Annotated in this window: 26 protein-coding genes and 1 riboswitch; of the genes, 12 read left to right on the top strand and 14 right to left on the bottom strand. The window is 50.0% G+C overall.

All coding sequences use genetic code 11. The features are described from left to right. Position 1 precedes the first annotated feature (1 nt). From gcvPB to F608_RS0125775, 5 genes are read right to left on the bottom strand one after another with little or no spacing between them, the layout of a single operon-like run. A complete protein-coding gene (gene gcvPB, locus F608_RS0125795) occupies positions 2–1,459 on the bottom strand; it encodes an aminomethyl-transferring glycine dehydrogenase subunit GcvPB (protein WP_027363128.1) in 1,458 nt (485 codons plus the stop codon). After that, complete coding sequence (gene gcvPA, locus F608_RS0125790) at positions 1,459–2,793, bottom strand: aminomethyl-transferring glycine dehydrogenase subunit GcvPA (RefSeq protein ID WP_022668636.1); 1,335 nt, start codon at positions 2,791–2,793, stop codon at positions 1,459–1,461. The genes gcvPB and gcvPA overlap by 1 nt, the downstream gene beginning before the upstream one ends. 5 nt (positions 2,794–2,798) lie before the next feature. Beyond that, positions 2,799–3,197, bottom strand: coding sequence for a glycine cleavage system protein GcvH (gene gcvH / locus F608_RS0125785; RefSeq protein ID WP_022668635.1), 399 nt, complete (start codon positions 3,195–3,197; stop codon positions 2,799–2,801). A 25-nt stretch (positions 3,198–3,222) separates the two neighbouring features. Beyond that, positions 3,223–4,485, bottom strand: coding sequence for an aminomethyl transferase family protein (locus F608_RS0125780; protein ID WP_022668634.1), 1,263 nt, complete (start codon positions 4,483–4,485; stop codon positions 3,223–3,225). A gap of 23 nt (positions 4,486–4,508) precedes the next feature. Continuing rightward, positions 4,509–4,952 carry an Lrp/AsnC family transcriptional regulator gene (locus F608_RS0125775; protein WP_022668633.1) on the bottom strand — a complete coding sequence of 148 codons (444 nt, stop codon included), beginning with the start codon at positions 4,950–4,952 and terminating at the stop codon, positions 4,509–4,511. 225 nt (positions 4,953–5,177) lie between these two features. Here F608_RS0125775 and lpdA point away from each other — a divergent pair, with 225 nt between their 5' ends. Beyond that, positions 5,178–6,611: a dihydrolipoyl dehydrogenase gene (gene lpdA, locus F608_RS0125770; protein ID WP_022668632.1), complete on the top strand. Its 1,434-nt coding sequence runs from the start codon at positions 5,178–5,180 to the stop codon at positions 6,609–6,611. Between the two features lie 448 nt (positions 6,612–7,059). Here lpdA and F608_RS0125765 read toward each other — a convergent pair whose 3' ends face one another. The 8 genes from F608_RS0125765 to F608_RS33415 form a co-directional block, all read right to left on the bottom strand. Next, positions 7,060–7,365: a hypothetical protein gene (locus F608_RS0125765; RefSeq protein ID WP_022668631.1), complete on the bottom strand. Its 306-nt coding sequence runs from the start codon at positions 7,363–7,365 to the stop codon at positions 7,060–7,062. A gap of 216 nt (positions 7,366–7,581) precedes the next feature. Further along, positions 7,582–8,271: a hypothetical protein gene (locus tag F608_RS0125760; RefSeq protein WP_153307605.1), complete on the bottom strand. Its 690-nt coding sequence runs from the start codon at positions 8,269–8,271 to the stop codon at positions 7,582–7,584. A 702-nt stretch (positions 8,272–8,973) separates the two neighbouring features. After that, positions 8,974–10,050 (bottom strand): serine hydrolase domain-containing protein, encoded by a 1,077-nt coding sequence (locus tag F608_RS0125755; RefSeq protein ID WP_022668629.1) that lies wholly within the window; start codon positions 10,048–10,050, stop codon positions 8,974–8,976. Beyond that, positions 10,022–10,927 carry an aminotransferase class IV gene (locus F608_RS0125750; protein ID WP_022668628.1) on the bottom strand — a complete coding sequence of 302 codons (906 nt, stop codon included), beginning with the start codon at positions 10,925–10,927 and terminating at the stop codon, positions 10,022–10,024. The genes F608_RS0125755 and F608_RS0125750 overlap by 29 nt, the downstream gene beginning before the upstream one ends. Positions 10,928–10,967: 40 nt before the next feature. Then, positions 10,968–12,266: a TRAP transporter large permease gene (locus F608_RS0125745; protein WP_022668627.1), complete on the bottom strand. Its 1,299-nt coding sequence runs from the start codon at positions 12,264–12,266 to the stop codon at positions 10,968–10,970. Next, on the bottom strand, positions 12,263–12,766 hold the full coding sequence (locus tag F608_RS0125740) for a TRAP transporter small permease (RefSeq protein ID WP_022668626.1): 504 nt from the start codon (positions 12,764–12,766) through the stop codon (positions 12,263–12,265). Before F608_RS0125740 ends, F608_RS0125745 begins: the two co-directional genes overlap by 4 nt. A 69-nt stretch (positions 12,767–12,835) precedes the next feature. Continuing rightward, positions 12,836–13,831 (bottom strand): TRAP transporter substrate-binding protein, encoded by a 996-nt coding sequence (locus F608_RS0125735; RefSeq protein WP_022668625.1) that lies wholly within the window; start codon positions 13,829–13,831, stop codon positions 12,836–12,838. 230 nt (positions 13,832–14,061) lie between these two features. Beyond that, positions 14,062–14,544, bottom strand: coding sequence for a GNAT family N-acetyltransferase (locus tag F608_RS33415; protein ID WP_022668624.1), 483 nt, complete (start codon positions 14,542–14,544; stop codon positions 14,062–14,064). Between the two features lie 223 nt (positions 14,545–14,767). Between F608_RS33415 and F608_RS33410 the strand changes: the two genes are divergently transcribed. The 4 genes from F608_RS33410 to F608_RS0125710 all read left to right on the top strand — a co-directional run bounded on the left by F608_RS33410 (position 14,768) and on the right by F608_RS0125710 (position 17,932). Further along, positions 14,768–15,529 carry an enoyl-CoA hydratase gene (locus F608_RS33410; RefSeq protein ID WP_022668623.1) on the top strand — a complete coding sequence of 254 codons (762 nt, stop codon included), beginning with the start codon at positions 14,768–14,770 and terminating at the stop codon, positions 15,527–15,529. 176 nt (positions 15,530–15,705) lie between these two features. Further along, positions 15,706–16,041 carry a YkgJ family cysteine cluster protein gene (locus F608_RS33405; RefSeq protein WP_022668622.1) on the top strand — a complete coding sequence of 112 codons (336 nt, stop codon included), beginning with the start codon at positions 15,706–15,708 and terminating at the stop codon, positions 16,039–16,041. A gap of 63 nt (positions 16,042–16,104) precedes the next feature. Further along, positions 16,105–16,341, top strand: a complete 237-nt coding sequence (locus F608_RS0125715; protein WP_022668621.1) for a hypothetical protein — start codon at positions 16,105–16,107, stop codon at positions 16,339–16,341. A gap of 175 nt (positions 16,342–16,516) precedes the next feature. Further along, positions 16,517–17,932 (top strand): sigma-54 interaction domain-containing protein, encoded by a 1,416-nt coding sequence (locus tag F608_RS0125710; RefSeq protein WP_167332206.1) that lies wholly within the window; start codon positions 16,517–16,519, stop codon positions 17,930–17,932. A gap of 64 nt (positions 17,933–17,996) precedes the next feature. Here F608_RS0125710 and F608_RS0125705 read toward each other — a convergent pair whose 3' ends face one another. Then, positions 17,997–18,179: a hypothetical protein gene (locus F608_RS0125705; protein ID WP_022668619.1), complete on the bottom strand. Its 183-nt coding sequence runs from the start codon at positions 18,177–18,179 to the stop codon at positions 17,997–17,999. Between the two features lie 185 nt (positions 18,180–18,364). Between F608_RS0125705 and F608_RS33400 the strand changes: the two genes are divergently transcribed. From F608_RS33400 to F608_RS33385, 7 genes are all read left to right on the top strand, one after another. Beyond that, the gene (locus tag F608_RS33400; RefSeq protein WP_244154341.1) at positions 18,365–18,802 is read left to right on the top strand and encodes a TraR/DksA family transcriptional regulator; all 438 of its coding nucleotides are present in this window, start codon (positions 18,365–18,367) and stop codon (positions 18,800–18,802) included. A gap of 150 nt (positions 18,803–18,952) precedes the next feature. Continuing rightward, positions 18,953–20,101 carry an MFS transporter gene (locus F608_RS0125695; RefSeq protein ID WP_022668617.1) on the top strand — a complete coding sequence of 383 codons (1,149 nt, stop codon included), beginning with the start codon at positions 18,953–18,955 and terminating at the stop codon, positions 20,099–20,101. Positions 20,102–20,214: 113 nt separating this feature from the next. Then, positions 20,215–20,400, top strand: a riboswitch (cobalamin riboswitch). 121 nt (positions 20,401–20,521) lie between these two features. Beyond that, positions 20,522–22,558, top strand: a complete 2,037-nt coding sequence (locus F608_RS33395) for an adenosylcobinamide amidohydrolase (protein WP_022668616.1) — start codon at positions 20,522–20,524, stop codon at positions 22,556–22,558. Next, a complete protein-coding gene (locus tag F608_RS33390; RefSeq protein ID WP_022668615.1) occupies positions 22,551–23,471 on the top strand; it encodes an ABC transporter substrate-binding protein in 921 nt (306 codons plus the stop codon). The genes F608_RS33395 and F608_RS33390 overlap by 8 nt, the downstream gene beginning before the upstream one ends. Beyond that, on the top strand, positions 23,452–24,462 hold the full coding sequence (locus F608_RS0125680; RefSeq protein WP_022668614.1) for a FecCD family ABC transporter permease: 1,011 nt from the start codon (positions 23,452–23,454) through the stop codon (positions 24,460–24,462). The genes F608_RS33390 and F608_RS0125680 overlap by 20 nt, the downstream gene beginning before the upstream one ends. A gap of 50 nt (positions 24,463–24,512) precedes the next feature. After that, positions 24,513–25,316, top strand: a complete 804-nt coding sequence (locus F608_RS0125675) for an ABC transporter ATP-binding protein (protein WP_244154340.1) — start codon at positions 24,513–24,515, stop codon at positions 25,314–25,316. Further along, positions 25,306–26,118 (top strand): DUF3450 domain-containing protein, encoded by an 813-nt coding sequence (locus tag F608_RS33385; protein WP_022668612.1) that lies wholly within the window; start codon positions 25,306–25,308, stop codon positions 26,116–26,118. Before F608_RS0125675 ends, F608_RS33385 begins: the two co-directional genes overlap by 11 nt. The last annotated feature ends 20 nt before the right edge of the window (positions 26,119–26,138 follow it).

The following is a 26,138-nucleotide window of genomic DNA, read 5'->3' as shown; positions in this document are numbered from 1 at the left end:
TCTATCCCCTCAGGCAGGGTTTCCTGGCGGCACCGACCTCGTCCAGCCGGGTGACCTTGGTCTTTACCGGAGCCTTGTGCATACTCTCCGGATCCTGCCTGGCTTCGGCGGCAATGGCCTTGACCGCATCAATGAACTGGTCGATATCCTCCTTGGACTCGGTCTCCGTGGGTTCCACCATAAAGGCCCCGTCCACCACCAGGGGAAAGTAGACCGTGGGCGGATGGAATCCGTAATCCAGGAGTCTTTTGGCCATGTCCATGGTGGTGATATGGTATTCCTGCTGATTTGCATCGTTGAACACACATTCGTGCATACAGGGCCGGTCATAGGGCAGATTCAGGGTATCCTTCAGGCTTTCCTTGATGTAGTTGGCATTGAGAACCGCATACTGGGAAGCCTGTTTCAGCCCTTCTCCTCCCATGGAGAGAATATAGGCATAGGCTTTGACCATGACCCCGAAATGACCGTAAAAGGTGTGCATCCGGCCGATGGAATCCGGGCAGTCCGTAACGAATTTATAGGTGTCCAGTTCCTTTTCCACCCTGGGTACGGGCAGAAAGGGGATCAGATCCTTTCTCACCGCCACGGGCCCGGAACCGGGGCCCCCGCCGCCGTGGGGGGTGGAAAAAGTCTTGTGCAGGTTGAGATGGAGCACGTCTATCCCTAAATCCCCGGGTTTGACAATCCCCATGATGGCGTTCATGTTGGCCCCGTCACCATATACCAGACCTCCCTTGGCATGGACGATCTCACAGACCTCTTTTATATTTTCCTCAAAAAGGCCCAGGGTGTTGGGATTGGTGATCATGATGCCGGCGGTGTCCTCGTCCATGACCTCGGCGACGATGGCCGGATCCAGGATGCCTTTGGGCCCGGATTTGATGTTGATGGATTCATATCCGCAGAGGGAGGCCGAGGCCGGGTTGGTGCCGTGGGCCGTGTCCGGGATGATGATCTTGGATCTCTGCCTGCCCTGTTTGGCATGATAGGCATGGATGATGAGCATGCCGGTAAGTTCACCGTGGGCACCGGCAGCCGGCTGAACCGTAACCGCCGGGAATCCGGTGATTTCGGCCAGATACTGCTCCAGATCATACATGAGCCTGAGGGCACCCTGGGAGAATTCTTCCCCGGCCAGGGGATGGGCCCCGGCAAATCCCTGGCGGGCGGCCTGGACCTCGTTGGTCTTGGGGTTGTACTTCATGGTGCAGGATCCCAGGGGATACATCCCCGAATCCACACCAAAGTTCCACTGGGAGAGCCGGGTGAAATGACGGACCACATCCAGTTCGGAGAGCTGGGGCAGGTCCGGGGCGTCCCCGGTGAGTTCAGGTCCCAGGGGACTTCTGTCCACGTCCATTTTGGGCAGGGAGACGGCACACCGGCCTTCCCGGCTCTTGTCCCAGAGCTGGGGTTCATTAAAGATCAGACCGCTTGTTCCTGGCTGCTTGTTCATCATGCCACCTCCTTTACCAGATCATCGATATCCTGCTTGGATGCCTTTTCCGTGGCGCAGAAGAGGAAATGGCCTTTTAGATCAGGATAACAGGGTTCAAGGTCAAGTCCTGCGAATGTGCAGGAGTTCTGAACCAATTGTGCTCTTTTCTGCTTGAAATCATCCGGTACCTTGAGAACGAATTCGTTGAAAAAAGGCCCGTTGAACACGGATTTAAACCCAGCCTTTTCCAGTCCGGCTTTCAGATATACGGCCTTGTCATGATTCTGCTGGGCAATTTCCCGGATCCCGATCTTGCCCACTGTGGCAAGAAAGATACAGGCGGTCATGGCATTGAGTCCGTTGTTGGAGCAGATATTGGAAGAGGCTTTTTCCCTCCGGATATGCTGTTCCCGGGTGGCCAGGGTGAGGACGTATCCGTCATCTCCGTTGGCATCCTTGGTCTTGCCGATGAATCGTCCCGGCAAATTCCGCATCATTTTGCTGGTGCCGGCCAGAAGCCCCAGGCCGGGTCCGCCAAAGGTCTTGGCAATGCCCAAACTCTGACCTTCCCCGGCAACCAGGTCCGCCCCAAAGGCTCCGGGATTCTTGAGAAGGCCGTAGGCCATGGCTTCGGTAAAGGAGGTGATGAACAGGATCTTCTTGGCATCCGCCGCCTTTCTAAAGGCCCCGAGATCTTCGATATTGCCCAGGAAGTTGGGAGACTGGACCGCCACACCGGCAATGCCTTCCATGGCTTCAAGGGCGGCCAGGTCGGTCAGACCCTCCCGGGTGCGGGGAATCTCCACCATCTCATATCCGGCCGGTTGGATATAGGTCTCCACGATCTGACGATGGCTGGGATGGACCAGGGAAGATACGGCGATCTTATTGGCTTTTTTGTTCTTCCGGAGGGCGATCAGGGCGCATTCGGCCAGAGCCGTTCCGCAGTCGTAATGGGAGGCCGTGGCTATGTCCATTCCTAAAAGTTCGGTGATCATGGTCTGAAATTCGTAGATCCCCTGGAGGGTGCCCTGGCTGACCTCGGGCTGATAGGGGGTATAGGCTGTGGAAAACTCGGATCTTGAAATCAGATAGGGCACAATGGCCGGGATAAAATGGTCATAACTGCCTGCGCCCATGAAGCATTTATAATCCCTGCAGGCGATATTGGCAGAGGCCAGATTTTCCATGTGGGCGTTCAGATCCCACTCGCTCATTGCTTCGGGAAGGTTGAGTCCCTCCCTAGTTTTGAGTTCATCGGGTATGATATTAAATAAATCATCCAGCCCGGCCTGGCCGGTCTTGGCCAGCATGGTCCGGATATCCTCTTGGGTATGTGGCAGATAACGCATGGCATTTATCCTTTCAGCATGTCAAGGTAGGGACCCTTATCCATCAGACCGTCCAGTTCCGAGGGATCTTCGGGTTTTACCTTGATGATCCAGCCGCCTTTATAGCAGTCATTGTTTACCAGTTCCGGGGCATCTTCCAGGTCTTCGTTGATCTCCACGATCTCTCCGGAAATGGGGATATACATTTCTGATACCGCCTTTACCGATTCAACACTGCCGAATTCATCCCCCTTGGAAAAGGAGTCTCCCACCTCGGGCAGTTCCACAAATACGATCTCCCCGAGCTGATCCTGGGCATAATCGTTGATTCCCACGGTCACAAGGTCGTTTTCCAGTTTTGCCCATTCATGATCTTCGGTGTATTTTACATCTTCAGGTAAATTAAGTTGGTCCATTTCTTTCATGACAGCCTCCTTTTTTTCTTAAATTTTAAATAAAGGTTTCCAGTTTCTTTCTTGCGGTCCTGTCCGGTCTTATGTCTGTGACAACGGCTGCTTCAATGCTCCGCTTTCCCTGTTCGAGAATAAGTCTGGTACCGGGTTCAAGTTGTTTTTCGACCATGACAAAGCCGCAGCTGATGCCTTTGATCTTTATATCTTCCGGAAGATCCGGGGTGTTGATACTGACAATCCGGCCGTCCATCCGGCCGATGCCCATGTCCGTGGCACAGGTGAGTACATGGCCCAGGTCGATTTTGTCGCCGTCCTTTCCGGCTTCAAAGACCCGGGTCTCTTCTCCGGCGGCCACTTTTTTCAGGCTGTCCCCGGCAAAGGGGTATATATAGGATGAATAGCCCGGTTCCTGGAGGGCGTCCGCCCCGATAAAGTCCTTGGTAAAGGATTTATGGTCATCGGCCCAGGGCAGGGCAAAATCCCAGGGGTGGTTGATGAACTTCCAATGGCCGATGTCCTGATGGGACAGGGGCAGGCAGGCACCGGCCCTCAGGGAGTCCCTGGCCCCCAGGCCGCAGGCGGTGATGCCGAAATCTTTACCGGCCTCCAGGATCCCGGTCCAGAGAGCGGTAATGGCCTCCGGAGCCAGGAAAATCTCAAAGCCGAACTCGCCGGTATATCCGGACCGGGAAAGAAGAACAGGGGTGTTGTCGGAAAGCTTCACCTCGGATGCCCCCGGGCCGTCGGATTCAAAATGGCCCTTGAATGAAAAATAGGGCATCTTGGTGAATACGGTTTTCGGATTTTGAATGAGTTTGGCCAGGATCCGGGCGGAGTTTTTTCCCTGGATATCCATCTTGGCCACACGACCGGACAGATCCTCAACCATGGCGTCCCGGCCGGACTTCTCTTCCTTAAGATGGGCGGCTATGGCACCCCCCATTCCGGCGTTTACGCAGACCATGAACTGGGTATCTGAAAACTTGTAGACAATGGCGTCGTCAATGCAGTGGGCCTTGGTGTCCAGGAAGGCCCCGTACACACAGCGTCCCTGAACCAGGGAACTCAAGTCCCGGGTAAAACAGAAGTTGAGAAGATCAAATGCCTCCTTTCCCTCCACGCGGATACAGGCCATGTGACTGGTATCGAATATGCCGGCGGATCTGAGTACGGAGAGATGCTCATTCTTTACCCCGGTATCATACCAGAGGGGCATGTCATATCCCCCGAAATCGGCCATATTGGCATTGGCGTTTCTATGCCATTGGTTTAAAGGTGTGGTTTGTAAAGCGGTGTTCATGGCAGTGCCCTTTGCATTGCAGGTTAAAAGATATAGGGAACTTTCAGATTATAGGACTTGTAAACAACAAAGGTTTCAACGGAGCTGACCCCTTCGACCTTGGCAATCTCTTCGGTATAGAACTCCAGAAGGCCGAATTTCTTTTTAAAGAGGACCAGGACCATGAGATCGTACCGGCCGGTCACCACGCTGACGGAGATGACTCCCCGCAGATTGCTGATCTCCTGCCCCTTGTCCACCAGGTTCATTTCAGACAGTTTAATGCCCACAATGACCACCCGGTGTCCGGGCAGCATGGCCGGGTCCACCAGTCCGCAGATCTCCAGAACTCCCTCTTGCTGAAGCCGGTTAACCCTGGCCCGGACCGTGTTTTCCGTGATGCCCAGTTTATCGGCAATTCGCTTAAAAGATTTCTTGCCCTGCTTCAATTCCCTGATGATGTCTATGTTGATCTCGTCAATTTTCATTTTGCCCCGTTTCCCACCTAAAGAATTATGAAAAATACAATTGTGATCAAATCACTTGAAAATTACGATACGATGATGATAAAGTCAATTATTATTTGGAAAAATTCATGAAAAAATCAATTTTATTTGAAAAAACTTATGAAAAGCCTGTATAGTGAAAATTGGATTCGTCAAAATTGAACCGGTTTGGCTGAACATTATCGCAATAAAAGAGGAGAGGGCGTCATGGCTGTAAAAATTGTCATCATCGGAGGGGGACCCGGAGGATATGTGGCGGCATTGAAAGCCGCCGACCTGGGCGGGGAAGTGGTATTGGTTGAAAAGGAAAACTTAGGCGGGACCTGCCTCAACTGGGGATGCATTCCCTCCAAGATCATGAAGAATTCCGCAGAACTCCTGGAAAACTGCCATAAGGCATCCAAAATGGGCATATCCATAGAGGGAAAGGTCTCCCCTGACATTGCTGCCCTCATGGATCATAAAGACAAGATCCTTTCTTCCCAGAGAAAGGGAATTGAATCCCTGCTCAGCTCCCGGGGGATCCGGGTGGAAAGGGGATTTGCCCGGATAAAATCCAGGGGCATTGTCCAGGTGGCCTCCGAGGACGGTACGGATAGAGAATTAGATTATGACCGCCTGATCCTGGCCGTGGGCACAAAACCCATGAACGTTGCGGATTTCCCCTTTGACCATGCAAAGATCCTCTCTTCCAATGATATTCTCTGCCTGGATAAAATCCCTGAATCCCTGACCATTGTGGGGGGAGGGGTGATCGGATGTGAATTTGCCTTTATCTTTTCCGCCCTGGGCACTGAGGTTACGGTGGTGGAGGCCATGTCCAGACCCCTGCCGCTCCCTTCCGTGGACAAGGATATCTCCAAGCTGCTGGGCCGGGAAATGAAAAAAAACAAGATCAAGCTGATCTGCGATACCGTGGTGACGGCGGCCGACACCGCAGGGCAGGGGGTCAGGATCTCCCTTTCCAAGAGTCCGTTTACGGACAATCCCAAGGCCAAGGATCCAAAGAGCCCTGAGATCGAATCGGATCTCATGGCAGTCTGCATCGGGAGGACCCCCCTGTCTTCGGACCTGGGTCTTGAAAACATCGGCCTGGAAACCGACAGGGGCGGCTGGATTCCGGTCAATGACTCCATGGAAACCCCTGTGGAAAACGTCTATGCCATCGGCGACATCCTGGGTCCCTCACGGGTCATGCTGGCCCATGTGGCCTCCCACGAAGGGATTGTGGCGGCGGAATCCGCCATGGGAGGCAGCGGTTCCATGGATTATAAGGCCGTACCCGGCGCTATCTTTACCATGCCCGAGATCGGCACCGTGGGCCTGAGTGAGGAAGAGGCCGTTAAAAAAAGAATTTCCATTGAAACCGCAAGCGTCAACTTCCGGGTCCTGGGAAAAGCCCAGGCAATCGACGAAATTGCCGGCCAGGCCAAGATGATCGTGGAAAAGGATACCGGCAGGATCCTGGGAGTCCATCTCATGGGCGCCCATGCCACAGATCTCATTGCCGAAGCCACCCTGGCCGTGGAAAAGGGAATCACCGCCCAAGAACTGGCCCATACCATCCATGCCCATCCCACTCTGGGGGAGATCATGGGTGAGGTGGCTTCCAAGGCGGCTGGTTTTCCCATTCACGGGTAAGATAATAAAGAATTACTTACCGGAATTTTTATAATGCATTTCCGACCGGATAGGGGGCAGGGCAGACGCCTAAACCTATCCGGAAGTCCTCTCCGGATAGGAGGTGAACTTCTGCTCCTCACCTCCTATCTGGTCTCCCTCCCTGGAAGAATGATTTTTTAAAACTTTTATCTGGATTTTGAAAAATTTCTGTGAAATCAGGATTATAGAATAATTGAGTCGTGATCATGTGTGAGAATGATTGAAAATCTCTCACAAAATAACAACATCAATTATTCTGAAAGGTACCATTCTATAAACTTAAATTTTCGTCTTCCAATCCAGGCACAACATACAGCGGTTGGCCGGTTTCAGAAAAAGACAGGACTAATAGACAAAGTCACCGCTTTCCTGTGAGGCTATAAGGCCGCACAGGAAGCCCGGTTCCTCTCAAGCTATGGATTCTCTTTCAATTTGCAGGTAGCACAACGACTTGAAACGAATCTTTATATAAGATACTTCCAGGATTTTCTGATAATAATTCATTAACCACAATCCCATGCTTCTGTAAAAGCTCGGCAACCGCTTTTGAGTTTGATAAAAAATCAGACTTCGAAAACACAAACCAACTTTTTGAACGGAACTTTATATCATTGGGAACTGGTAAGTCAAAGCATGATGGATTTGGCAAATTTTTATTAAACCAGTCCGCCGTATTTTCATACCAAATTTTCTCTTTTTTAGACATTCTGTTCATTCGTTTTAGGTCACCCATCGCAGCGAATATTCCTTTCTTATATTGAGTTCCCTGAAAACAAATATTAGTTTCAAACCGGATATACATATTTTTGACTTAACGTGTGCTTCACGCGCGGCTGCTTTTTGCCGTCGCTGTGAAAGCACTGGTTATGGTTAATTTAAATTTATTATCACCCAGCTTTTGAAACTAACCTATGAAAATCCTATTTACTAATTGGTTCTATATGGATAGCTATGTCATATCCCAAACTGGCACGGATAATATCTGAGAAAGTTCAGTAGCATCTTTAACTATAGTTTTCTTTTCAGGGTGTCCAAACACATTTATTCTCTTTTTGTTCTTAAGTACTAAGTTCAGTTCATATATAATTGAGTCTTCAGGCTCTCTTCCTATCTCCGATATAATTTGTATGGCGTGTATTTCATCAAAAGAGACTTTCTCTGTATACAAAAATCCTTTTGAGTAGAGCCTTTTGTCTGTGTTAAATACGATTGGCCTCAATGAATAGCACAAGCCTAAAAGTCCCATAAAAAAAAATACATAACCAAAAAGATGCCCCCAAACTTTGCTTGATGATAACAACTTCGGCAGGAAGTGGATATAATTTTGAATCGTACTAATCGGATACAAAACAATAGTATCTATCGTTGGGCGTAGCAAAGAAAACTCCCACATTACATATCCACCCATGATGATAAGCCCCATGTGAAAAAGCACGGCCGTTATAGATGGGATAAAAAAGATGCTATTATTTTTAGTTTTCAGGAGCTTGCGGTTTAGAAAGCCGCAATGGACCTGAGTTATTGAGTCCCACTCAATCTCTTTAGCTAAGGGATCATTAAAAGATTCAATCTTATCAGCAAACGCCTTTTGATTTCGTTCGCTTATACCTTTTAACAACAATAATAGCTTCTTAAACATAATCACCATAACAATATGAAGTGTGATTCTGGATATCCTGAAAATTTGAATGTTATCCAACCAATTCAGACAGGCTGGTCAAAAATCGATAATCAAGATTATTGGAGATTAACCATCCCCTACCGAAAAAATCAACAGTCAATTTAATATAGTATTAACCTCCCTCACGAGGATGAAGTCAGAAAATCAGGATAATAATGTATTAAGCGGAGTTTCAACCTTGTTAAGTGATTGTTTATAGATCCTCTGGTTGCTTTAGCTTTCTATAGAGAATAGTAACAGACCGAATATAAAGGACAATCAAAACGACACCAACAAATATGATTCCCTTTATATCCACTAAATGGTCAAAAATAATTTCTGATAATTTGGTACTTAAATAAAATCCGAAAATGAAAAGTGCAGGTAAAACTAAAAACGAAATTATTTTAAATCGGTTTCTTTTTTGCGGTGGTAAATCTTCTAAAAACATTTTTTACACTTCACAAGTGATTCTAAAATTATAAGTCAATTTAATTGGAGATTAACCATCCCCGGTTCAAAAAATCAACAGTCAATTTAATATATTATAAAGCTCACTGTTGAAAAAAGCTTTTTATGAAATTTTGCAATTCTGAGGACAGTATACTTATTTCAATAATGTCACGGATGAAATAGGTATACTGTCCCCAGAATACCACAGCGGCGCGAAAAACATCCGTGTTAATGCACTTGTTCGCTTTTTTTCTGCTTTATATACTCACCGACAATATCATCTGCCAATTTAAATGGAGTTGCAGGTAATGTTGTATTCAAAACAAGCCCCATAGTAAATGAATTTCCAAATAAATTAGGATAATGTTTAGCATATGTTGTGTAGCCGGGGCCACCGCCTCCATGACCATAGGCTTCCCCTAATGGTTCATTTCTACCATGCATAAGCCCCAACCCGTATGCTGGAATTGTCGGCGGTGGGGCTGGGGCGGGAACATCTATGGTTTCTTTCATTAGTTTTAGAGACCTTTCGGAAATAATTGTGCCTGAGAATAGGGCTTGATAAAAACGGGTAATATCTCCAACAGTTGAAATCAAGCATCCCGTCGCTATCCAGCCTGGATGATACTTTGTACGAAAATCGCCTAAAATGTGTGGATCATTTCCTCTTAACAGATTGCATTCATAGTCCGGTCTTAAAAATGGTCTCGTATCGTTTAGATTAGCCGGCTTTATAATAAATTCTGTGACAAAAGAATAATATTCAATGCCAGATAACAATTCAATCAATTCCTTAAGCAGGCCATATCCAGGGTTTGAGTAAGCCCAGCCTGTTCCAGCATCAAAAAGTGGGGTATTTTTCAATCCATACGCCATTAGTTTCTCGTAACTCCATGGTTTGTCTGGATTCAAATATACTGCATCCTCATACTCTTTTGATCCGTAGTCGGGTAATCCACTGCTATGGTTTAGTAAGTGACGAATTGTGATATTTGGAGGTATTTTCAAATCAGGAAAGAAAGATATAAATGTTCTGTTCAGAAAATCTCCCTTTTGTTCACACAATAATAGGATCGCTGTAGCAGTGAATGTTTTCGTTATGCTGTAAATGTAGAATTGCTTGTTATGTTCCTCTGTTGAAATAGAACCAGAAGAGTAAGTATAAATTTTTCCGCAGTCGTTGAGTGCGCACAGAATTCCTGAACAATTGAATTCAGCAAGTCCGCTTTTCAAAACTGTAGTAAGGTCTAATGTTCTTTTAGATTCTGTCATCTTTTTAGGACAGTTTCTGAAACCAGTCGGCATAGCGTGGATCTCCCAATGCCATGACGTTTTCCATGAGCCGGCAAATTTTTTCAGTGACCGGTCCCGGGGCCTTCAGGTCCCGGTCTTCGAACTGTCTTATGGGCAGAACCTTGATCCCGGTATGGCAGGTAAACATCTCATCGGCTTCGTACACATCTTGCTTTTGCAGCGGAATTTCCCGGACGATGAGACCGTTGTCTTGGGCCACACGGACGATGCTGTCCCGGGTAATGCTGGCCAGGATTCTGCCAAGCGGCGGTGTTTTCAATATCCCGTCCTTGACCATGAACACCGATTCAATAGCCCCTTCTGCCAGAAATCCGTCAGTTCCCAGGGTCAGGCCCAGGTCATATCCCCGGGTGATGGCATCCTTTTTGATCAGATAGGAGTTGAGGTAATTGGCACAGGCCTTGGCCTGGACCGGGACGGTTTCCGGGTGCAATTTCCGCCATTGGGAAAAACAGGCGGAAATGGCTGCATCCTTGTCCAGGCCGAGCTCTTCCGATGCGGGGATGGTAAAGACCGCCACATCCAGTTTGGATTCCAGAATCAGGTTGATGACGGCCTCCTCTCCCCAGAACGCAACAATTTTGACGATGCCCCGGCCGCACTTGTTCCTATCGACCAGACCGGCGACAGCAGCGGCAATCTCTTCACTTGAAAATTTCAATTCCATTCCCAGAAGATCCGCTGTCCTTTCCAGACGCCTCAGATGGGCGTCCATCCGGAAACCAAAAGTTTGGCCGTCACGGGTATGGGTTCCGAACACTTCAAATATGGCCGACCCCCTGGACAGACCATGGGACAAGATGGGAACCTGGGCGTTCTCCCAGGGGATAAATTCATCGTTCATCCAGACAACGGGCTTTGAGTTCATTATTGTTTCTCCTATCGGCATGATGCCGTGAATCAGGTTATCAGTTCCCTAAAAAAAGGGTTGGCAGAAAAAGTGAAATTTCAGGGATGAATGTCACCAGCAGCAGGACGGGCAGGCTACCCAGCAACAGGAAAGGCACACAGTCTCCGACAAAATCCGATACAGGCACACCGGATACCCTTGAGGCTGTGAACAGGTTGGTTGCCACCGGTGGCGTCATCTGGCCGCTTCCCTGGTTGATGGCCATGATGGCGGCCATCTGGAAGGGATGGATGTCCAGGCTCATGAAAAGGGGATACAACAGAGGGGCGGCAATGAGCATGGCGCTGATATCGTCCATGATCATACCCATGATGATCATGAAAACATTAATCAGCAGCAAAAGGGCGATCCGGTTTTCCGTCAGGTCCAGAAGGCCGTCGGCAATGGCCTGGGGAAGACGCTCATAGGTGAAAATACGGGACATGACAATGATAAAGGCAATGATGAACACGATGGCCCCTTCAATGCTGGCAGTTTCTTCCGCTGCATTTTTAAAGGCTTGCCAGGACAGGCTCCGGGTGGCGGAGCCCACGACAACGGCATAGACCACGGCCACGCATCCGGCCTCCGTGGGGGTGAAGATCCCGCCGTAGATTCCGCCCAGGACGATGACCGGCATGAGCAGGGCCAAAGAGGATTTCCGGGAAGCCGCAGCCATGTTTCTGAGCCAGTCAGCCGCATTGGTTTTTTCCAGCATGCGAATTTCAGGATGGCGCCGGCAGTAAAAGTAATTGATGATTGAATAGGCCAGGATGATCAGTATCCCGGGACCGGCCGCGGCCAGGAAACACCCGGCCACGGAGGTATTGGTAACCATCCCGAAAAGGATCATTGGAATACTGGGCGGGATCAGCTGTCCCAGGATGCCTGAACAGGCCACAAGGGCTGTGGCATATTCGCGCTTATACCCGTACTTTTCCATCTGGGGCAATATGGTGATCCCGATGGTGGCCACGGCCGAGGAAGAAGACCCTGATATGGCCCCGAACAAAGCGGATGAGACAATGGTGACAATCCCAAGTCCCCCCCGGAACCGTCCCACAACGGAATTGGCGAAAAATACGATCCTCGCGGACAGGCCCCCCGCCGTCATAACTCCGCCGGCAAAGATAAAAAAGGGAATGGCCATCAGAACAAAGGAGTTGAGACCTGAAAATATGGCCGGGACGGCAAAACCGGGATTCATCTCAAGAAAGAAGATCATGCCAAGACAGCCGACGCCAAAACAGGCGAACAAAGGAAAGCCGGCCAGAAGCATGATAATGGTCAGGCCGATGAGCAGCAGTAATGTTGTCATGGGGTGGTTTCCCTGAATGTTTTAAAAGCGGTCCGGGTCTGGCGGACCAGGTGCAAAAAGGTGTGCAGGCTCATCAGCAGGCCTGTAACCAGAAAACAGGCATGGACCACGATCATGGGAACTCCCAGAACAATGGAGTTCATTTCTTTTTTAAGGGAATACAAGGCATAGTCCAGGGACCATTTGACAAAAACGCATAAAAACAGGAAGGTGACAAGCTTGGATAGCACGTTGAACAAGGCGATCCCCCGGGGGGTTCTGGCAAAACCGGCCATGCGGATGTGATTGTCTTCACGTGTACTGACCACAGCACCGATAAAAATGGACCAGATCATGATGAACCTGGCGGCTTCCTCCATTGCCGGCGATGACCATTTAAAAATCAGCCGGGCCACAACCTGAATAAAGACTATGGCCGTCATGGCCACAATGGTAACTATTCTGGCATTGTTTTCAATAAATTTTACGGCAGCATACAGACAGGAAAATACACTTTTCATAGGTCACCTTTGGCTCCGGGCTTTCCCCAAAAAAAATTTGGGGGAAAGCCCGGAGAAGATGGGGAGGCTTTATTTTTGGATATTCATCCGGATCTGGTCCATGGCTTTTTTGCCGATGATCTCTTCAAACTTGTCCCAGCTTTTGATGCCGTATTCTTTCCATTGGGCCCGCTGTTCGTCGGTCAGGTGAATCACCTGAATACCGCTGTCCTCCATTTTTTTAAAGTATTCTTTTTCCACAGATTCAGCCTGGCCGTTTCCCCAGGCAAGTGCCTCGGTAGCCGCATCCTGGATTGCTTTCTGAACGGCAGGAGACTGCTTGTCCCAAAGCTCCTTGTTGATCATGAGCACAACGGGTTCAAACAGCAGGTTGACATCGGTATAGAATTTGGTGACATCCCTCAAATGCTCATAGGTGATAAGGGGAGCGTTGTCCTGGGCATGGACAACACCGGTCTGCAGAGAGGTGAAAAGTTCTGAAAAGGCAATGTCAACGGTCTGGGCCCCCATTTCCTGAAAAAACAACCGGTCTGCCGGATTCCATGTGCGCACCTTGATGCCGAATTTCCGGATGTCTGACGGAAGCACCACAGGTCCCTTGGTGCTGGCAAATCCGTCCAACCCCATGAAAAATACCCCCAGAGGCTGAACCCCCAGTTCGTTGAAAATGGGTTTGAGCAGGTTGAACATCCAGCCCTCCGAGCTCCAGACTTTGCGGCCCTGGTCCCAGTTTTCGGCCAGAAAAACCGTGTAGCCCACCTGGAGGCGCTTATCAAACTCCGGGCTCAGCGGCAGAAGACCGCTTTCCTGGACTCCCCGGACCACATTATCGAACATATCCCGGTAAGGTCCCAGTTGTTCCGATGGAAACGCGTCAATGACGATTTCCCCATTTGTTTTTTCCTTTACCAGGCGAACCCATTTCTCAAGGGTCCGGTGCTCCAGGGTATCCGGATTGGCCACACCCCCTGTTTTCCAGTTCCGGGCAGACCCGGTAGCAGGTAAGGATAAGAGAATGAACAAAACAGACACAAGGGCAGTAAAAACGGATTTTTTGGATTTCATGGATTCCTCCGGTTAAAAGTTAGAAGTTCCAACACCAGGCTACCCCAGGATATCGGTATGCCACCGCCGGCAGTCCATGCCTGAAGTCAGCTGAAACTATGTCGCTTCATGGGGTGTGATAGTTACCATCGTATTTTTTTAAAGTCAATTCAAACCGGCATAAAATTGGCTCTACCTGAATTCGTCTAATCCGCAGGTTTAACTCGGGCAATCGATTTGGCCGCGGCTTCCTATTGGCCCGGGTTTTCCTCTTTCAGCACCTTCTCCAAGTATACGACGCCGGGAAGCGGATTCTCATAGTAGGGATCTGTCCTCCTGAAGCCGAGGGTTTCGTAAAGATGCATGGCTTCTTTGAGCCGTTCAAGGGTATCTAACCGCATAAGAGAGTAGCCGAGTTCCCGTGCAATCACGATCATTTCTTGGGCCAGTTTTTTCCCTAAACCGGTCCCCCGGGCCCCGGGCCTGACAAATAGACGCTTCATCTCGCAGACATCATGGCCCAGGCTTCGAACCGCCACACATCCGACAGCTCTGTCATCGTCAAAAGCGAGGAGAAGGTCGCCGCCTGGAGGTGAGTATTTTCCGGGTAAACCGGCAAGCTCCTCTTCAAAACTTTGAAAACAGAGATCCTCATCCAGGAATGCCTCGTACTCCCGGAAAAGCCTGCGGATTTCTTCGATTTCCGGTTTTGTTTCTGCCTTCTTGATTTTCATTTTTCTCCGTCCAAAACAATTTTCATTATCAGCGTAGGAATGTAACGGAATCAGCGTCAAAGTGAAAAGGATTTTATACATCTTTTTTTAAAAACATTCCATTGAAACTAATTTCGCTATTTGTTGACAAGATTCTTTCAGGCCCTTAATCTGATTTTAGAAACCACAACCGATCCGGGCAGAAAACTTTAACCGTATGGATCCGGAATAAAAGAGAGAATCCATGTCACAAAACAAAGAATCTGTTTTACTGGAGGTCAGTGAATCCATTGCCGTCATAACCCTGAACCGGCCGGAGCGCCACAATGCCATTAACCAGGCCCTGCTCATCCAATTGTATGAGGCCGTTGAAAACGCAGGGTCCCGGGAGGATGTCGGGGTGATCATTCTAACAGGAAAGGGAAAGTCCTTTTGTGCCGGAGTTGATCTGGAAGCAGTGCATACGGAAAAATTATTTGATATCCAGGGAGAGGGCAGGGAACTGCCGGAAATTTTCCTTTCCTGCGGCAAGCCCATTATCGGAGCGGTAAACGGCCATGCCATCACCGGGGGGCTGGAAATGGCTCTTTGCTGCGATTTTCTCATTGCATCGAGCCGGGCGGTTTTTATTGACAGCCATGCCAAACTGGGGATCCATCCGGGATGGGGAGTCAGTCAATTGCTCCAGCAGGCCGTGGGCAGGCGCAGGGCCAAGCAGATGTCCTTTACCGGGCAGCCGGTTTCAGCACTCCAGGCTCTTGAATGGGGGCTGGTCAATGAAGTGGTTCCCGGGGAAATCCTGATGACCCGGGTCCGGGAGATTGCCGGGCATATCTGCTCCATGGACCGGGACATGCTCGGGAAAATCAAATCCCTGGTGGAATCCGGAGACCGGATGAGCCTTGCAGAGGGGCTTTCCCGGGAGCGGAAGGGATTCATCTCCTTTCTGGAAGATCCCGGAAAAAGAGATGCGAGTCCGTTTAAACGAGGAACCGGCAAAGCCTGACCCGGCCCTGGAACCGGAAGCAAGAGGTCTGAATTTTATTTTTCCTTTGCTTAGGTCCTCCCGGTTATTGCCACCCTCCGCCCTATTGCCTGATCTTCAATAAAAACCGGAACTGGCATGCTTCATGCTGCCTCTTTTAAAAATAGAGTATCTGCAATCATTTTTAAGGGAGGAGCATGAAACCCAATCCGTGTGAGACCTGCGGGGCCTGCTGCGCCATGTATCCGGTATCCTTTCCCGAAGAGGAGATCACCGAGAACAGCGGTCTTGTCCCTTCCGATCTGACCCTGAGTCAAAAGCTTTCCCAGAGAATCATGAAAGGAACCCAGACAGCCAATCCCCGCTGCATTGCCCTTCAAGGATGCATCGGTACCCGGGTCCGGTGCAGTATCTATCTGGACAGGCCCTCTGCCTGCAGGAATTTTATCAGATCCTGGGAGGCGGGCACAGGCAACTACCTGTGCGACAGGGCAAGATCAATATACGGACTCCAGCCTTTTTCCCTGTATTGATCTTTGATTTCCCCATGAGAATCATCCTATTTCTGGTTCACTATTTGCAACCCTCATAAAGTCATGGAAACCAGGGAAAAATATATCCAGGGGATCATCATTCCCGTGGAATGGGACAATGACGGGCTGGTTCTCAGAACCGGTATCACCACATTTGATGAAGATCTTCTTGTCATTACAGACAATGATTTCGGAAGAATTCTGAATCAGCGGTTAAGGGAAACCGTGACTCTTCTGGGCAGGGTATCTGTCCATGGGGGCGTAAAACAGGTGGATGTCCTTCAGATCCTTGCCGGATAATTTCAAGTTCCGGCCAAACACAAAAAGTCAACCGCCTCTTTCCTGCAGATTCTGCCGGAAACAGCGCCGTTCAATGATCTTATTGACACTCCTTCGGCTTGCTGGTAATACTTCCTTACAATTTGTCCGGATTCTCATGAGTTACGCCAGACATTGAACAATGCTTTTTTGGGGAATGAATTTGAAAGATATTCTGGTCCTAACCCGCCGCCCAGAAGATTTCATTGGCATATCAAAGATACTGGAAAAATCCATTGCCGTAAAACATGCGCCGGATTTCCCGACCGCCAAGGCCCTTCACGGTAAATCCCCCTTTGACATGATCATCGCCGACATCACCCTTCTGGAAGAGATTCAGGAGTCGGAAGGATTCAGTTTTTCAGACCATCCCTTTGTCAGAACCAATTCTTTTGTTCAGATCGTGGTCCTGTGCAGCCGGGAGAATCAGGAGGCTGGCCTCAGGGCGGTTAAGGAAGGAGCTTCAGGATATCTTCATTATCCGGTCATTAAAAAGGAAGTCCAGATGCTGGTCTCGTCTGCGAGCCAGACCCTTTCCCGGGATTTTGAACTTGACTATCTCAGGGATGTCTTCTGGAAAACAGAGTGGCTGGATATCATCCAGTCCAAAAATCCCAGGATGAAAAAGATCTATGCGGATATCCGGTCGGTTGCCCCCACCATAGCCACTGTTCTGCTCCTGGGAGATACGGGTACGGGAAAGGGGATGATGGCCAGACTGATCCACTGGCACAGCCAGCGGTGCGAAAAGCCGTTTATCGAAGTTCATTGCGGGGCCATTCCCAACACCCTCATCGAAAGCGAACTCTTTGGCCATGAAAAAGGGGCGTTCACCGGAGCGGACCGAAAAAAACCGGGGAAATTCGAAATGGCCCGGGGAGGGACTATTTTCCTGGACGAAATCGGAACCATCACCCAGGCGGCTCAGATAAAACTGCTCCAGGTACTGCAGGACGGGATCTACAGCCGAATCGGCGGACAGTCCACCCTGCAGTCGGATGTCAGGATCATTGCGGCCACCAATTCGGATCTGGCTTGCCAGGTGGAAAAGGGTGAGTTCAGGAAGGACCTTTATTACCGGCTCAATGTTTTCCCCATAGAGATCCCCCCCCTCAACGAAAGGCTGGAAGATCTTCCCTATTTGATCGAAATTTTCCTTAAAAACCTGAATATCAAATACGGCAAAGGGATCAAAGGACTTGACTCGAATATCCTTGAAGGATTCAAAAAATACGACTGGCCCGGCAATATCCGGGAATTGGAGAATATCCTGGAACGGGCCTATATCCTGGAGAACTCATCCAGGATCATGCCCAGGAACCTTCCCCTGGAGACCCTGCCGGGAATTAAACCGGGAATAACGGATCACCCCCCGGCCACCTCCCTGGCCCGGGCCAGGCAGAATGCCGTCAATTTATTTGAATTCTCCTATCTTACCGCTCTGCTGGAGCAGACAAAAGGCAGAATCGATCCTGCGGCCAGGATCGCTGAAATCACTCCCAGGCAGCTGAGCCGCCTTTTGAAGAGACACGGGCTGGATAAAAAGAATTTTAAACCGAAAAAGGACATTTGATGTCCAGGATCAAAAGGCCAAACTTATATTTTCCGACATTTAATGTCTGTTTTTCTGCTTTCCACTAGAATTCGAAATCCGGGTCTATTCTGTTCTTCCTTTTCAGCCGTCCCTCTTTTTTGTTCTTTTTATAGAATTCTTTTTTATCCTCGTGATTGAGCTCTTCATCATGGTAATCCCTGAATCTGCGCACTTTACTTTTTCCAATTTTGCTGAAATCGGCATACTCGGAATCGTATTTACCCATTTTCCTTCCCCTTAGATATTTCCTCTTTGTACAATCCGCACCTTGGCGGGTCTGTTTACCGGACATTCTGCATTCTGCATTTTTTATACCATGAATATGCCGGGTTTAGGCATGGGCATGCATCTTGCTAAGTTTTTGTCAATCTGCTGGGTGAAAAGCAGTCACACGAATTGGAGGCCGGAAAAATGGAATTTGTATCTATTGATCTTTTGGGAAGCGGATCTTTGAATCGAGATCAGGTTGAGCATTTCAGGACTATGTTACTCAAGAGGCTCGATGAGCTGTTATATTCCGCCACCCATGAGATGATTGAATTAAGATCCCGGAACGGCGGGGAAATTGAGTATCTTGACCGGGCCAGCAATGAAGCCGATCAGACCATGAGGCTGAGAATCCGATCCAGGGAAAGTCTGTTGATTAAAAAAATACGCAAAGCCCTGGAGAGAATTGAAAACAACTCCTATGGAATCTGTGAATCCTGCGAAGAGGATATCTCTTTAGAACGGCTTGAGGCAAGGCCGGTGACCACCAAATGCATCCATTGCAAGGAAGAGGAAGAAAGAAAGGAACTCTACTATCAGATTGGCCGGCCCCATGAACCCAGGGTAAGCAGACGGGAGTAAACCCCAGCGCTTCACATAACATTTGCAGCGTTGAGGTAAAGGATCCGGGGACCATTATGATTCCTGCCGCAATCGGACAAAAAGGATTGTAATTCCAAATCATGCAGGTGTATAACCCTGTTTTCAAGATCTTTTTTCGGAGACCAAATTTTGAAAACAGGGACTTTTAAACTTCAGATGGTCGTATTTGCGCTGGTCTCCGCATCTTTTACCAATATCTATATTACCCAGCCCATTCTGCCCGTGCTCCAGGAGGAGTTCAGCGTATCCCCGGTCCAGGTGTCCATGACCGTCTCCCTGGTCATCCTGGGAATCGTACTCTCCAATCTTTTTTTCGGTTTTCTGGCCGATAAGATCGCCATCCAGCCGATTATTCTCATCGGCGGCATATGCGTAGCCTCAGGAGGCCTGGTTGCTGCATGGACCCATGATTTCAGGGCTCTGGTCATGGCCCGGATGTTCCAGGGACTCTTTATCCCGGCCCTGACCACCAGTCTGGCCGCCTGGCTGGCCAAAACCCTTCCCCGGGAACGGCTGACCATTATCATGGGATCTTATGTTTCCGCCACCGTGCTGGGAGGTTTGGGGGGAAGGCTGCTGGGCGGCTGGATTCATCCGCCCCTTCACTGGCGGTACGCTTTTGTGTCTGCCTCGGGCCTGATCCTTTTGGCCACCTTTGCAGCCCTAGTCGTCCTGCCCCGGTCCGGGACGGGGAAAAAGCCTCTTTCCGGACAGGAACCCGGTTTCATTGATCTATTATTGCGAAGGGATCTTCTTCCGCTATATGCCTGCGGTGCCGGAAGCCTGCTGATCTTTTCGCCAGTGTTTAATTTTTTGCCCTACCGGCTGGCAGGAGATCCTTTTCATTTTTCCACGGAACTGATCACCCTGATCTATTTTGTCTATATTCTGGGAATCTTCCTGGGCCCCCTGGCCGGCAGGATCAGCAATTCATTGGGAGGGGGGCAGACCCTGATCGTAGGAACCCTTGTTTTGGGAGGATCTTTGACATTGCTTCTGGTCCCTTGGGTTCCGGCGGTTATCCTGGGATTGCTGGGGGTCTGTGCCGGATTCTTTACCATCCATTCCGTTGCCGTGGGACTGCTCAATCAAAAATTATCCGGCAGCCAAGGAAAGGCCAATGCCCTTTACGTCCTGTTCTACTATTGCGGGGGATGGCTGGGAATCACCGGGGCCGGATACGGATTCCAGGAATTCGGGTGGAACGGGGTGGTGGGTTTTGTCATCTGTTTTCTGGCCGTTCCCCTGGTCACCGGAATCATGGAAAAAAGGGGATAGCTCCGGCCTCTTTCTTTTTTTTTATTTTACCCGGAACCCATTATCCCCCTCCCAATTTCCTTTCATATCGATCGCCCGACCATTTTGAGGTTGACTTTTTATGGTTTACAAAATATGAAAACAATAGTTCAGGTGCTGAAAAGCTTAATAGGGAATCCGGTTAAAATCCGGAACGGGCCCGCCGCTGTAGTTGGGAACGAACGCTGCATCCAGCCACTGTCAATGCTTATATTGGTGGGAAGGCGCAGCCACTAGGTTGATCCAAAAGTCAGAAGACCTGCCTGAAAATGAACTATCCCTTGAGGCACAGGGACGTTCTTGATCCTGGACAAAGAAAAGGGAAGCTCCGGATCGATTTTACATCGATCCGGAGCTTTTGTATTTTAGGCCACAATCTTTTAAACACGGGGAATCTCTGTAGTGAGACCACAAAAAAGCCAAGGAATCAAAAACCTTTTTTTAATTGCGATCGCGGCCTTTTGCCTGGTCCTTCCCCAGAGCAGGGCCTGGGGATTTGAAATAACCGACTCCCTTGGAAACCGCCTGAGTATCGAGCACCAGCCCCAACGCCTGGTCTCCTTGGTTCCCACGGCCACGGAAATCCTCTTTGAACTCGGGGCAGAAGAATCTGTCCTGGGATTGACCTTCCATGACGCCACCCTTCGGGGAGCCGACGGAAAAACCGTGGTGGGCGGATTTTTTCAGCCATCCATTGAAAAAATAAAAGCCCTGAACCCGGATATGATCATCCTCTCTTCTCTTCATCAAGAAGTGAAGGAAACATTCAAAGATTCCCCATGCAAACTCTTTGTCTATGGAACAAAAAGTATAGAGCACTCCTATGAAAACATCCTGACCCTGGGACGGATATTTCAAAAAGAGGAGGCCGCCCAGACCCTTGTCCAAAAGAACCGGGCCCAGATTGAGCATATCGGGAAAAAGCTTGCCAAGGCGGTTCCGGGCAAGAGAAAACGGGTGATCCGCCTCATGGGAAGGGACCAGATCATGACCCCGGGGAATGAGTCCTTTCAGAATGAGTTGATCCGGCTGGCAGGGGGGATTCCCCCTGATTTCGGCAAACCGGGCAGTGTGGTTCCGGTGACCAGAGAAGAGTGGACCAGGTTCAACCCCCAGGTGATCTACGGATGCGGGGGAGATGAAAAGGCGGCAGATCTGTTCTTCTCACAGGAGGGGTGGAAGGACGTGGAGGCTGTAAAAAAGGGACGGATCTATTATTTCCCCTGTGAACTCACCTGCCGGGCCGCCTCCCACACCGGTTATTTTATCTCCTGGCTCTCTTCAATGATCTACACCCGGGAGTTTGCCGCCCCGGAAAATGAAATTCTTCCCACTCAAATCAACTTTTCTGGAAACATAAACATTGATCTGGATTACGTTAAATCCGCAAAGGTGAATCGATCCTTTATCCTTGATTTTGAAAACAAAACCTTGATGATCGATTTTAAAACTCCCCAGACCATTGTCTCCAGTCTGGAAGGAGAGCGGTCCGGCATCCTGACCGTGGGAAATCATTATTCCCCGCCCCCCACCTGGGGACCGGGTCATTTTCAGGGGATTGAATCCATTCGTTCCGGGATTCTCAAGGCCAATAAAAAGAAGAAATCAAGCACTGCTTTCCTGATCACCGGCGCAGACATGGACAATCTGAGCCTCAAGGAAAAGAGGTTTAAGGAGATGAAAGTGGTGGTGGCGGCCACCGCCGGGGTCATGTCCAATGCGGTCCGGATGTCAAAGGATATTGGGAAACACTATGAACCCGGCACCATCAATATCATCGTCCTGACCAATATGAAGCTCTCCCGGCGGGCCATGACCCGGGGGATCATCTCCGCCACAGAGGCCAAGACCGCCGCACTGGAGGATCTGGATATCCGGAGCACCTATACCCCTCTGGAGAACCGGGCCACCGGCACAGGAACGGACAATATCCTCATGGTCCAGGGGGAAGGGGAGACCATAGAAAATGCAGGAGGCCATTCCAAAATGGGGGAACTCATTGCAAGGGCCGTGTACGATGCGGTCCGGGAAGCCATACTGAATCAGAACAAAATCACGGCCCGGCGTCATGTTTTCCAACGCCTCAAGGAAAGAAAGCTTTCCATCCACAGCCTGGCATCCAATGTCACCTGTGAATGCATGAACATCCAGTCCATTGAAAAAAGCTCTTTATCCGGGGAAGTGGAGCATCTCCTGCTGGAGCCCCGGTATAGCGCTTTTATTGAATCGGCCTTTGTTCTGAGTGACCAATACGAAAAAGGTCTGATCCGGGACCTTAGCCTTTATGAGGAGTATTGCCTTGTGGTGGCCTCCCAAATCGCCGGGAGACCGGTTGAATTGATCGAAGACCTGGTCACGGCGGAGGATATCCCCAGGGTGATGCGAACATCTTTGAACGCCGTTTTTACGGGAGTATTGGAGAGACTGCGCCATGAATAGACTAAAATTTTTTTTGATTGCGGCCGTATCAATAGGTCTGTTTTTCACCATGGACCGGCCTGCCACGGCCGGACAATCCCTGCCCCAAAGGGTGATCTCCCTTTCTCCCATTATTACGGAAACCATTTACCTTGTTGGCGCCCAGGACCGCCTGATTGCCGATACCAATTATTGCAATTCCCCGCCCGAAGCCCAATTAAAGGAGAAAATCGGGTCGGTTACGCGGATGAACGTGGAAAAGATCATCCGGTTAAGACCCGATTTGGTCATTGCCAGCGCCCTGACCAGTGAAAAGCAGCTGATGATTTTAGAAAGCCAGTCCATTCCGATATTCAAATCGGAAAATCCCAAAACCTTTAAACAGATGTGTGAAATGACCCTGAATATCGGGGAAAGGCTCGGCCATGGAAACCAGGCCCGGGAAATCGTTGAAAAGGCTGAAAAAGAGGCCGGCCGGATCCTGGAGCTGACCCGGGACCTGAAAAAGCCCAGGGTCTTCATGCAGATCGGTTTAAAACCCCTTCATTCTGCAAACAAGGAGATGTTCATCAATGAATATATCCGGTACACCGGGGGAAGAAATATCGCAGAGAATGAGTCCTCCGGCATCTACTCCAGGGAAAAGGTCCTGGCGGAAAATCCCCAGATCATTCTCATTGCCACCATGGGCTCCTCCAAAAAGGCAGGAGAACTCGAAAAACAGCGGTGGATGGCATTCAAGGCCATGGAAGCCGTTCAGAGCCGCCGGGTCTATGTCCTGGACCCGGAACTGATCTGCAGCCCCACACCCATGACCTTTGTGAACGGGCTGAAAGTTATTCTGCCCCTGGTTCACCCCCATCTTACCGATTCCACTGCCATTCGCTTACATCCTGTCCAGGGGGAGGCTGTTCTTGATTCATCAAAAATTTAGGAAATGGGGACTGATCACAGGGGGGCTGCTGATTCTTCTGGCGGCAACCGCGCTTCTTGCCCTTTGCACGGGCAGCGCCGGAATTGAAATCCAAAAGATCCCGGATATTCTTTTCAACCAAAAGAGATCGGCCGAGTACAGCATACTCATGGACATCCGCTTTCCCAGGATCCTGCTGGGCATGGCCGTGGGCGGTTCCTTAAGCCTTGCCGGAACCCTGCTCCAGGGCATGTTCAGGAATCCCCTGGTGGAGCCCTATACCCTGGGAATTTCCGGGGGAGCCTCCCTGGGGGTCTGCCTCAACATTTTGTTCCAGTTTCACGCGATCCTGGGCATCATTGCCTTTCCTTTGTCCGGTTTTATCGGGGCCAGCCTGGTGATCTTTCTGGTTTACGGGCTGAACCGCGGAAACCGGTCGGTCCGTTCCAACCGGATGCTGCTCACCGGGGTGATGATCTCCTATGTGGCCTCTTCCCTGGTCATGCTGCTCATGGCATTGTCCCACAGCGATGATCTCCAGAGCATTGTCCTCTGGATCATGGGGTCCCTGGACGAACCCAACACCACCCTGATCCGGACCGCCTGCATCGGAGCCCTGGCCGGCTTGTTCATCTCCTATTTTTTCTGCATGGACTTGAATGCACTTCTCCTGGGGGACGAGGAAGCGGCAAGCCTCGGGATCAATACCGCCCGGACCAAGAAATTCTTATTTATTACGGCCTCTTTTTTAACGGGCCTGAGCGTGGCCGTGGCAGGGATCATCATGTTTGTGGGGCTCATTGTTCCCCACTTTGTCCGTATGATGACCGGGCCGGATCACAGGATTCTTCTGATTGCCTCCTTTCTGGCCGGAGCGGCCTTTCTGACCCTGTCCGATGTCATTGCCCGGGTCATCATCTCTCCCCTGGAACTGCCCGTGGGGGTCATTACCGGAATCATCGGGGGCGTCATGTTTATCTGGGCTCTTTCCAGGAAAAAGGTGAGCCTGTGAAGCCCGTACTTGAGGTTGAAAACCTAAATTTCAAATACCCGGGGAAACCTGTGTTAAATGATATCTCTTTTCAGGTTTTTCCGGGTGAATTCCTGGCGGTTATCGGTCCCAACGGATGCGGGAAAACCACTTTGATTAAAAATATCCTGAAAAATATCATGCCCGCCGCCGGCCGGATCCGGATCCTGGGACAGGATATTGCCCTGTTGAAGGGCAAGGGGTTTGCCAGGAAGGTGGCTGCCGTCCTCCAGACCATCGACCCCTGTTCCATGACGGTCAGGGAGTATGTCATGCTGGGACGGCTGCCCTTTTTCGGGAAGTACCAGTTCTTTGAAACCCAATCAGATGCAGATATCGCCCAGCGCTATATGGAGCTGACAGGGGTGGCCGGACTGGCCCATGCCAGGGTGAATGAAATCAGCGGAGGTGAACGTCAGCTTGCCGCCATTGCAAGGGCGCTTGCCCAGGAGCCTTCTCTTCTGGTAATGGACGAACCCACCTCCCATCTGGACATTACCCACCAGGTCAGAATTCTGGATCTGATGAACCGCTTGAGAAAAGAACTCAAACTGACGGTTCTCATGGTTCTCCATGATCTCAACCTGGCGTCGGAATATTCGGACCGGCTGGTGCTTCTGGACAAGAGCACGGGCACTATTTTCAATACCGGCACCCCGGCATCCGTTCTGACCGAAGAAGCCATCAAAGCGGTTTACCGGACCCGGGTCAAGGTTTCCCCCAATCCCATCACCCAAAAACCCTGGATCTTTCTTGTGAGCAATCTCCAGGAGAGTGAAAATAAAAACCCCATAACCCCTTTGACCATGAAAGAGAACAGGATCAATGAAATGTAAAAACAGCATCCTCAAAAAATCGGTATGGATTCTGCCGGTTCTATGGGCCGGTTTCCTGGTCTTTCCCTGGACCGGAACCGGCCGGGCAAACACGGCCCAAAACATAAAAAAACCGGTGGAAGAGTCTGTGTCCATCCGCCAGAAAACCCAGAAAAAAAGAGACAAATGGGAACAGGAGCGGACGGAACTCACCCTTTTGTTTGAGCAGCTCCAGGAGGAGAATGGGGCCCTAGAAAAGGAAAACCAGCGATTGATGGATCTGAAACAGAGCCAGGCCTCCTTGAATCAGACCCTGAAGGAGCAAAAAAAAGAGGCCCTGAAAATTCAAAGGGAACTCATGCCCTTTCTGGAGGAGGTGTATGAAAAGCTTGAAATCCTGATATCCGGGGATGCTCCCTTCCTGAAAGAAGAACGGACAGGCCGGCTGGCCCGCCTGAAAAAAGTCATGGACGATCCTGAAAATACCATGGCCTCAAAATACAGGAAAGTGATGGAGGCCCTTTTTATCGAAGCCGAATACGGGACCACCATTGAAGTATACCAGGATAAAATCTCCCTGGCCGGGGAGGAAATCCTGGGCAATATCTTTCGCCTGGGACGGGTCTCCCTTTTCTTTTTATCTCTGGACCAGAACTCTGCCGCTTATTTTAACGTAGCCCATGGCTTATGGCAGAAATTGCCGGAGAACCATCTCATGGCGGTCCGATCTGCCGTTGAAATCGGTAAAAAAAGAAGATCCGTGGAACTTCTGGCCCTTCCCCTGGGAAGGCTGGCACCCGGGGAGGGATCCGGAAATGAATAAGGCCTTGATGAGAATGACGA

The organism is Desulfospira joergensenii DSM 10085, assembly GCF_000420085.1.
GTDB classification, from domain to species: domain Bacteria; phylum Desulfobacterota; class Desulfobacteria; order Desulfobacterales; family Desulfobacteraceae; genus Desulfospira; species Desulfospira joergensenii.
This window is presented reverse-complemented; position numbering and strand designations above follow the sequence as displayed.